The sequence below is a fragment of the Mesorhizobium sp. M6A.T.Cr.TU.017.01.1.1 genome (assembly GCF_004023115.1).
In the GTDB taxonomy this organism is placed as follows: Bacteria; Pseudomonadota; Alphaproteobacteria; order Rhizobiales; family Rhizobiaceae; genus Mesorhizobium; species Mesorhizobium mediterraneum.
The window spans coordinates 1-7,633 of the sequence record NZ_RZTA01000183.1 but is presented as its reverse complement, the minus strand read 5'-3'; the positions used below and the strand labels follow the sequence as shown (position 1 = coordinate 7,633).

General features: G+C 61.9%; 10 protein-coding genes. 3 read left to right on the top strand and 7 right to left on the bottom strand.

The window, feature by feature from the left end:
- Positions 1 to 252: FAD-dependent oxidoreductase (locus EOB36_RS32200; RefSeq protein WP_164897682.1), on the bottom strand; the 252-nt coding region annotated here is incomplete at its 3' end.
- 165 nt (positions 253 to 417) lie between these two features.
- Here EOB36_RS32200 and EOB36_RS32195 point away from each other — a divergent pair.
- Entirely contained in the window at positions 418 to 1,074 is a 657-nt protein-coding gene (locus EOB36_RS32195; protein WP_128286475.1) for a 5-formyltetrahydrofolate cyclo-ligase, read from the top strand.
- Here the strand turns inward: EOB36_RS32195 and EOB36_RS32190 are convergent.
- Positions 1,071 to 1,544 (bottom strand): Lrp/AsnC family transcriptional regulator, encoded by a 474-nt coding sequence (locus tag EOB36_RS32190; protein ID WP_095488596.1) that lies wholly within the window; start codon positions 1,542 to 1,544, stop codon positions 1,071 to 1,073. The genes EOB36_RS32195 and EOB36_RS32190 overlap by 4 nt on opposite strands.
- Positions 1,545 to 1,703: 159 nt before the next feature.
- On the opposite strand from EOB36_RS32190, the gene ald reads away from it, so the two are divergent.
- Together ald and EOB36_RS32180 are read left to right on the top strand one after the other, a co-directional pair.
- Positions 1,704 to 2,819: an alanine dehydrogenase gene (gene ald, locus EOB36_RS32185; protein WP_128286474.1), complete on the top strand. Its 1,116-nt coding sequence runs from the start codon at positions 1,704 to 1,706 to the stop codon at positions 2,817 to 2,819.
- Positions 2,820 to 3,019: 200 nt separating this feature from the next.
- A complete protein-coding gene (locus EOB36_RS32180; RefSeq protein ID WP_128286473.1) occupies positions 3,020 to 4,318 on the top strand; it encodes an outer membrane beta-barrel protein in 1,299 nt (432 codons plus the stop codon).
- Positions 4,319 to 4,531: 213 nt separating this feature from the next.
- On the opposite strand, the gene EOB36_RS32175 is transcribed toward EOB36_RS32180, so the two are convergent.
- The 5 genes from EOB36_RS32175 to EOB36_RS32155 all read right to left on the bottom strand — a co-directional run.
- Entirely contained in the window at positions 4,532 to 4,999 is a 468-nt protein-coding gene (locus tag EOB36_RS32175; RefSeq protein WP_127206121.1) for a DUF1203 domain-containing protein, read from the bottom strand.
- 76 nt (positions 5,000 to 5,075) lie between these two features.
- On the bottom strand, positions 5,076 to 5,882 hold the full coding sequence (gene dapB / locus EOB36_RS32170) for a 4-hydroxy-tetrahydrodipicolinate reductase (RefSeq protein ID WP_127206120.1): 807 nt from the start codon (positions 5,880 to 5,882) through the stop codon (positions 5,076 to 5,078).
- Between the two features lie 150 nt (positions 5,883 to 6,032).
- Positions 6,033 to 6,590: an OmpA family protein gene (locus tag EOB36_RS32165; protein ID WP_127206119.1), complete on the bottom strand. Its 558-nt coding sequence runs from the start codon at positions 6,588 to 6,590 to the stop codon at positions 6,033 to 6,035.
- Between the two features lie 99 nt (positions 6,591 to 6,689).
- A complete protein-coding gene (locus EOB36_RS32160; protein WP_128286472.1) occupies positions 6,690 to 7,253 on the bottom strand; it encodes a GNAT family N-acetyltransferase in 564 nt (187 codons plus the stop codon).
- A gap of 5 nt (positions 7,254 to 7,258) precedes the next feature.
- A partial coding sequence (locus EOB36_RS32155; RefSeq protein WP_164897681.1) for a rhodanese-like domain-containing protein occupies positions 7,259 to 7,633 on the bottom strand: 375 nt, incomplete at its 5' end.

Here is a 7,633-nt window from a genome sequence, read left to right as displayed (position 1 = left end):
GTCGACACCGCTGACGGTGGCGAGCAGCGTCGTCACGTCCTTGCGCTTGCGCAGGAGATGGCGGATCGGCCAGGCGACTTCCGAGGTCGCCAGCGCCGTGGTCGCCACCTGGTAGAGCAGCGGCTGGAAGAGATGGTGGTTGCGCTTGTCGATCATGGTGATGCGCACCGGCGCACCGTCAAGCGCGCGGGTGAATTCGAGCCCGCCAAAGCCTGCCCCGACGACAACGACGTGATGGCTGGATTCATTCATCTCATTCACTCCGGAGAGCAATTTCGCCAAGGCTGATGTAGATAGTTTTGTGCACTGCAACAACATCCAACTTTGCCGACTGCCCGCCCTAAGATGTCGCGAACGTACCTGCCCCCATCCTGCCGGCGGGTATAATTTCATCGAAACAGACGACGGGAGTGGAACTTGGATAGCGATCATGACGACGGTCCGGCGCACTATTCCTCGCCGCCTTGCTTCATGCACGAGCTCGACCCGGAATTCCGGGCGCCCCTATCCGACTGGACCGACGTGAAACGATGGCGCAAGGCCGAGCGCGAGCGGCTGATTGCAGCCCGCCTCGCTGTCTCGGCTGACGTGCGGACGGCAATGTCGCAGCGCATCGGCGAAAGCCTCGACGCGGTGATCGGTGCCATCGACGGCCGCATGGTCAGCCTCTATTGGCCGTTCCGCGGCGAGCCGGATCTTCGGCCATGGATGGCGTCCATCAATGAGCGCGGTGGCCGTACCGCACTGCCTGTTGTCATCGAGAAAGGCCGGCCGCTTATCTTTCGCGCCTTTGCACCGGGCGACCGGCTGGAGAAGGGTGTCTGGAATATCCCGATCCCGGCTGAAGGCGATCCGGTGCTGCCCGACATCGTCATTTCGCCGATTGTCGGCATCGATCCAGGACAGTATCGGCTGGGCTATGGCGGCGGTTTCTTCGACCGGACGCTGGCGACGATGCCGTTCAAGCCGCTGGTCATCGGTGTCGGTTATGAGTTGCAGCGCATCGCCACCATCTACCCGCAACCGCATGACGTACCGATGGACCGGGTGGTGACAGAGGCCTTCGAGGCCTAAGCCATCTCCGGCTTCATCCCCACGGCCGTTCGGTCGACGATCTCGCGCAAGGCGAAGGACGAATTGATCTTCGTCACATGCGGCATCGCCGACAGCCACTCCTTGTGGATGCGCTCATAGTCGACGAGGTCCTTCGCCGCGATGCGCAGTATATAATCGTATTCGCCTGACATGAGGTGGCAGGACAGAACATTCGGGCAGCGCTTTATCGCCGCCTCGAAATCCGACAGTGTTTTCTCGAATTGCCCCGATAGCGATATATGCACGATCGCCGTCATCTGGTGGCCAAGAGCGGCATTGGAAAGCCGGGCGTGATAGCCGCGGATGGTTCCGGATTTCTCCAGATTGTCCAGCCGCCGCGAGCAGGCCGACTGCGACAGGCCGACCTTCTCGGCAAGCGCCGCGTTGGGTATCCGCCCATCCTTCTGCAATGTCTCGAGTATGGCGATATCGATCCTGTCGAGCGGCATTTTTCGGGATTCCTGCGACAATCCATCTATTTTGCGCAACGATTATCGAACCACACCCTCTTGCGCAAGCGCATTCGCAAACACCTACGGGACGATTCGTGGTTCACTATCTCTGGACAGGGAACATGCCCCAAAGGGCTGGATCAGGAGGAGAAGAAGATGCGCGTCGGCTGCCCCCGGGAAATCAAGAACCACGAATACCGCGTCGGCCTGACGCCGGGCTCGGTCCGCGAATATGTCGCGCATGGCCACGAAGTGCTGGTCGAGACCGGTGCCGGCGCCGGCATCGGCGCCGACGACAACGCCTATCGCGCCGCCGGCGCCACCATCGCCAAGACGGCCGCCGACGTGTTCGCCAAGTCCGACATGATCGTCAAGGTCAAAGAACCTCAGCCCAATGAATGGGCTCAGCTCCGTGACGGCCAGATACTCTACACCTATCTCCATCTCGCTCCAGATCCGGAGCAGACCAAGGGCCTGCTGGCCTCGGGCGTGACGGCCATCGCCTACGAGACCGTCACCGACGACCGCGGCGGCCTGCCGCTGCTGGCGCCGATGTCGGAAGTTGCCGGCCGCCTGTCGATCCAGGCCGGCGCTACCGCGCTGCAAAAGGCCAATGGCGGCCGCGGCGTGCTGCTCGGCGGCGTGCCCGGCGTGCTGCACGGCAAGGTCACTGTGCTCGGCGGCGGCGTCGTCGGCCTGCATGCCGCCCGGATGGCGGCAGGGCTTGGCGCCGACGTCACCATCATCGACCGTTCGATCCCGCGCCTGCGCCAGCTCGACGATATCTTCGGCGGCCGCGTCCACACTCGCTACTCGACCGTCGAGGCGCTGGAAGAGGAATGTTTTTCGGCTGACATCGTCGTCGGGGCCGTGCTGATCCCGGGTGCCGCCGCGCCGAAACTCGTTTCGCGCGAAATGCTATCGGGCATGAAGAAAGGTTCCGTGCTGGTCGACGTCGCCATCGACCAGGGCGGCTGCTTCGAGACCTCGCACGCCACAACCCATGCCGAGCCGACCTATGAGGTCGACGGCGTCATTCACTATTGCGTCGCCAACATGCCGGGCGCGGTGCCGGTCACCTCGGCCCATGCGCTCAACAACGCGACTCTGCATTATGGCCTGCAGCTCGCCGACAAGGGCCTGAAGGCGCTGGTCGACGATCATCATTTGCGCAACGGCCTGAATGTCCACAAGGGCAAGATCACCAACCGCGCGGTGGCCGAAGCACTCGGCTACGATCTGGTCGAGCCGAAGGCCGTTCTCGCCGCCTGAACCCGCCCCTGATTCCTTCCCCACAGAGCCGCCGACGCCTGTCGGCGGCTCTGTTTTTCCGCAAGCAGATTTCACGGTTTGCGATTAGCTGACCGGTTTTGCTCGGCTTGCTTGCAATCTGCTCCTCCTGTGACTTTTTTGCTACAGCGGCCAGCATGGGCTGCTGCTAGAGACGTGCTGGGTTTCAAAGGGTAGGGGCAATGATCAGCAAAAGATTCGCAAAATCTGTTCTTCTTGGCGCGGTTTCCGTTCTGGGGCTTGGATCGGTTTCTCATGCCGCCGACGCAGTTGTGCCGGTCGTCGAGACGTCGGGCTTCAACTGGAGTGGCATCTATGTCGGCTTTGGTGTTGGCGCCGGCGCCAATGTCCACGAGCTCAGCAGCGATTTTTTTCCTGGCTTCTCGCTGAACGGCATTGGCGGTGAAGGCGTGTACGGTGAACTGACCGTCGGCTTCGACTACATGGTGTCGCCGCGCTTCCTGATCGGCGGGCTTTTGGACGCCCATGTCGGCAACATTGAAACCACGCTCGATGTTGCTGGATTGGACGCTTCGATCCGCGAGACCTATGGTTTCGACGCTGGTTTGCGGGTTGGCTACCTCTTCACGCCAAACACTTTGGGCTATGTGCTCGGCGGCTATTCCTGGCAGAAGTACAAGCTCGACACGAACGCAGGTTTTGACTTCGATTGGGACCAGAGCGGCTACTTTGTCGGAGCTGGCGTTGAAACGGCCATCAACAGCAACTGGACCATCAAGTCAGAATATCGCTATACCCGCTTCGGTACTCAGAACATTCTTTCCGAGTTCGATATACCGGACGGCGTTCTCGACACGGACACGTCGCGGCATACGTTCCAGGTTGCGGCCAACTATCGCTTTGGCGCCCAGAATGGCGGTGTCGCCTCTTTTGAGGCCCCTGCCTACAACTGGACTGGCTTCTACGTCGGCGGTGCCGCCGGCGCGGGTGCGTCGGTGCATCAGATCGAAGTTCCGCCGCTTGGTGGCCTGGAGTTCAACGGGCTCGGTGGCGAAGGTGTGTTCGGCGAATTGAACGTCGGCTACGACCATGACTTCGGCAGCTGGGTCGCAGGCGTCATGGTTGATGCCCGCTACTCCGGCATGACTTCAGAGCTGAAGCTCCCGGGCGGATCCATTAATCTGGATACTGATTACGGTTTCGATGTGCTTGGCCGCGTCGGTATGAAAGTCAACGAATCAACCCTGGCCTATGTGCTCGGCGGCTACAGCTGGCAGCACTTCGATCTGAATGCGTCCTCACCCATCGGTGATATCCTCGATTGGGACTCCAGCGGCTTCTCAGTTGGTGGCGGTCTGGAAACGGCTATGTCCAGCAACGTGACCGTCGGCCTCGAATACCGCTATTCGCAGTTCTCCAAGAACGATTTTTCGTCGGATATTGGGGCGCCGGATGACAGCCTCACCTCCACGCCTTCGTTCCACACCGTCCGTATCGGTGCGAAGTACAAGTTCAACTAAACCGTCCAGACAACAGTCAAAGCCCGTCGGTCGTTCCGGCGGGCTTTTTCTTTGGGCGAGAGAATGCGGGCAACAAAAAAGCGGAGCCAAAGCCCCGCTTCCTCGGATGTCGAGACTTCCCGCCGGTTCATCCGCGGTCGGCAAATCGATCGACAATGCTTTTCTAACGCGACATTGCGACAGGCGTACGACAGATGAATACCGCCCGGATCGTCACGCGCGCTCGATCCGGCACTGGTAGCAATTGTTGCGCGCCGAGCGGACATGCACATAGGCGATGTCGTCGCGCTCGAACAAAGTCTCTGCCCGCGCCGCGATAGCGCCCGTCGGGATGACGCCGCCACTGCCATAGACGATGCGGTCGTCCTTGCCGTAGCCGCGGACGATGTAGTCGGTGCTTTCGAGCATTTCGGGAAGCGCCTCGGCTTCGGCAGCGCGCTCGCATTCCTCGGCGTGTAGAAAGATCGGCCCTGTCTCGGCATAGGGCTGCAATTCCGGGAATGGCCGGTAGGCCAGGATGAGATAGGCGTCGCCGGCGGCCACGTTGTTCAGGCAGTGGCGGCAAGGCACGCCGTCACCGTCGGATATTTTCCGCTCTGGTGTCAGGCCGTAGGCGTCCGGCCCGCCGCGCTGCAAGGCTCTGACATCTTCCGTGGGCAAGGCTTTGAACTGGATGGTCATGGCGAAATCTCCGGTATCGTCGACCGGAAATTACGCCGCTGCGCCAGCGCTTCCCACCCGATTCCTGCCGAGTCTATCAGTCCATCAACGCATCGAGACCGCGCACCAGCCCGGTGACCTCCTGCACCCGCCGGATGGCGAGCAACGTGCCGGCCACGTAAGGAGCGGCGGACGATCCGGCGTCATGACGGATGGTCAGCCGCTCGTCGGGCAGGCCGAACAACGCCTCGCAGGACAGGATGTAGGAAGGCAGGCGAAGCGCATGCACCTGCACCCCCTCGCCCGCACCGACCGCCGCGCCGCGCGTTCCAGGCACACCGGAGACCTCCGAGACCGGCCGCGCGGTCGAAGCCTTGCGGACATCGGCCAGCGCCTCCGCAAGCTCGCGCGCGGTGCCGGACGGCGCGTCGGGCTTCTTGGCGCTGGCATAGTCGATGACCTCGACATCCGGCACATATTTCGCCGCCATTAGAGCAAACCGCTTCATCAGCGTGGCGGTGATCGAAAAATTGCCGGCTGCAATAACGCCGACACGATTGGCGCGTGCTGCAGCATCGATCTCGGCAAAATCGGCCGCACCCAACCCCGACGTGCCGATCACAACGTGCCGTCCTTTCTCCATGGCCAGCAGCGCATGGTCCTTCACTACATGCGGCTTGGTGTAGTCGACCAGCACGTCGGACGGCACCTCCAGCGCCTCGGCCAGCGAGGCGGAAACGGTGATGCCGTTGGCCGGGATGCCAACCAGCAGCCCGGAATCCTGCCCCGCGCCGCTGCGTGACACGGCCCCGGCCAGCGCCATGTCGCCTTGCGCCCCGATCGCCGGAACCAGCGCCTTGCCGACCCAGCCGGTCGCACCGGCCATCACCACACGTATCGCCATCGTTTTGGTCCTTTCGCGCCATCACATTGGGCTTGAACGACCAGCGATATGGAAAGAACCCGGCTCATTCAAGCCGGGCTCTCTTTTGACTGTTTTGACTGTTGATCCAGACGGAGAATAGGATTCGGCAGGCGTCGAGTATCTGACTTACTACCTTATGAAGTCGTCGAAGCGGCGGAGCGTCACCCGGCGATTGCGCCAATTCTCGTTCTGCGTTTGCACGAGCAGGAATTCCTCGCCGTAACCGACGGTTTCGAGCGCATAACCCGGCACGTCGAATTCGCGCACCAGGGTGCGCTTCAGCGAGGCGGCGCGCTGTTCGGACAGGATTTGGTTCGACTGGAAGGAGCCGACCGCGTCGGTATGGCCCTCGATCAAAACACGGGCACCAGGGTCGCGCCGCAAGATGCGCTGAAGCGCATCGGCGATGTTTTCGATCTTGCCGTATTGCGAGCTGGAAATGGCCGCTGAGCCAAAGGCGAAATTGATCGACTGGATATCGATCGAGCGGGCCATGCGCCGCAGGTCCGGCCGCCTCTTGAATTCGCGGATGGTGACGCGCTGGTTCGGGCGCAGCTTAACTCGGGGCGCCGCCTCAAGCTGGCGCTCGATCGTCGCCGCCGAGGGCGTGGTCGCCTGGGCGGCGGCTACGGTCGGCACGGCGAGCGCGGCAATCAGCGCGGCGGCAAATGTGCGTCGGGTCAGCATGTCTTTTCTCCTTCGGCCTCGGCCGCATTGATGGTGCCGGCAAGATGGCAAAGACAAGCTGAAGCTTTGATGAACAATAAGTTCAGGTTGCGGAGAAAATCATGGCCGCATGACGCTGGCCGAGCGCTCGGCTAAGGACATTGGATGCACGATCTCCTTCTTTTGCGCCACCGGCGCAAAGCCGAGTTTCTGGTAGAGCGGCAGTGCCGCAGGATGATCGAGCGTGCAGGTCTGCACCGTCACCCGCTTCGGCCCATGCGACCAGGCGGCGGCGATCGCCGCACCCAGGAACCAGCGGCCTATGCCTTGGCCTGTCGCATGCTCCATCATGCCGAAATAGGCGAGTTCCACTTCCTCCGGCAAATGCGGCTTGAGGTCGAAAAAGCCGGCCGGTGCGCCGTCGAGATAGAGCACCCTGATGTCGCGGTCTTCGCGGTGGATGCCTGCAGACAGCTCCTCGTCGCTTAGCCTCAGCACGTTGACCCAGTGCCATTTGCGGCCCACCCGGTCCATCAGATAGCGGTAGAAATGCAGTGGAATGTCCTTGGTCTTCAGCAATGCGATCTGACGGTTGTACGGCACTGGCGGCGAATAGGCCGGCGGCACATGCATTTCGAGAAACGTCACCGTGACCTCGATGTCTCCCAGCGCTCCGTTCTTCATCACCGTCAGTCCTTGCCCGTCACCACGGGCGTATCGGAAAGCCCACCCCATTCCGTCCATGAACCGTCGTAGAGCCTGTTGTCGGTATGGCCAAGCGTCTCGAGCGCCAGCGTGATCGCCGCCGCCGTAATGCCAGAACCGCAAGAGGTGACGACCGGCTTCGACAGGTCGATGCCGGCGTCCTCGATCACCTTGCGCAAGCGGTCTTTCGGCAGCAGTTCGCCGTTTTCAGCAAGCGCCGAAAACGGCACATTGTGCGCGCCGGGCATATGGCCTGAGCGGATGCCGGCGCGAGGTTCAGGCTCGGTACCGGCAAACCGGCCGGCAGATCGGGCGTCGGCGATCTGGTTTTCTCCCGTCCCAACGATCCGGCGCATGTC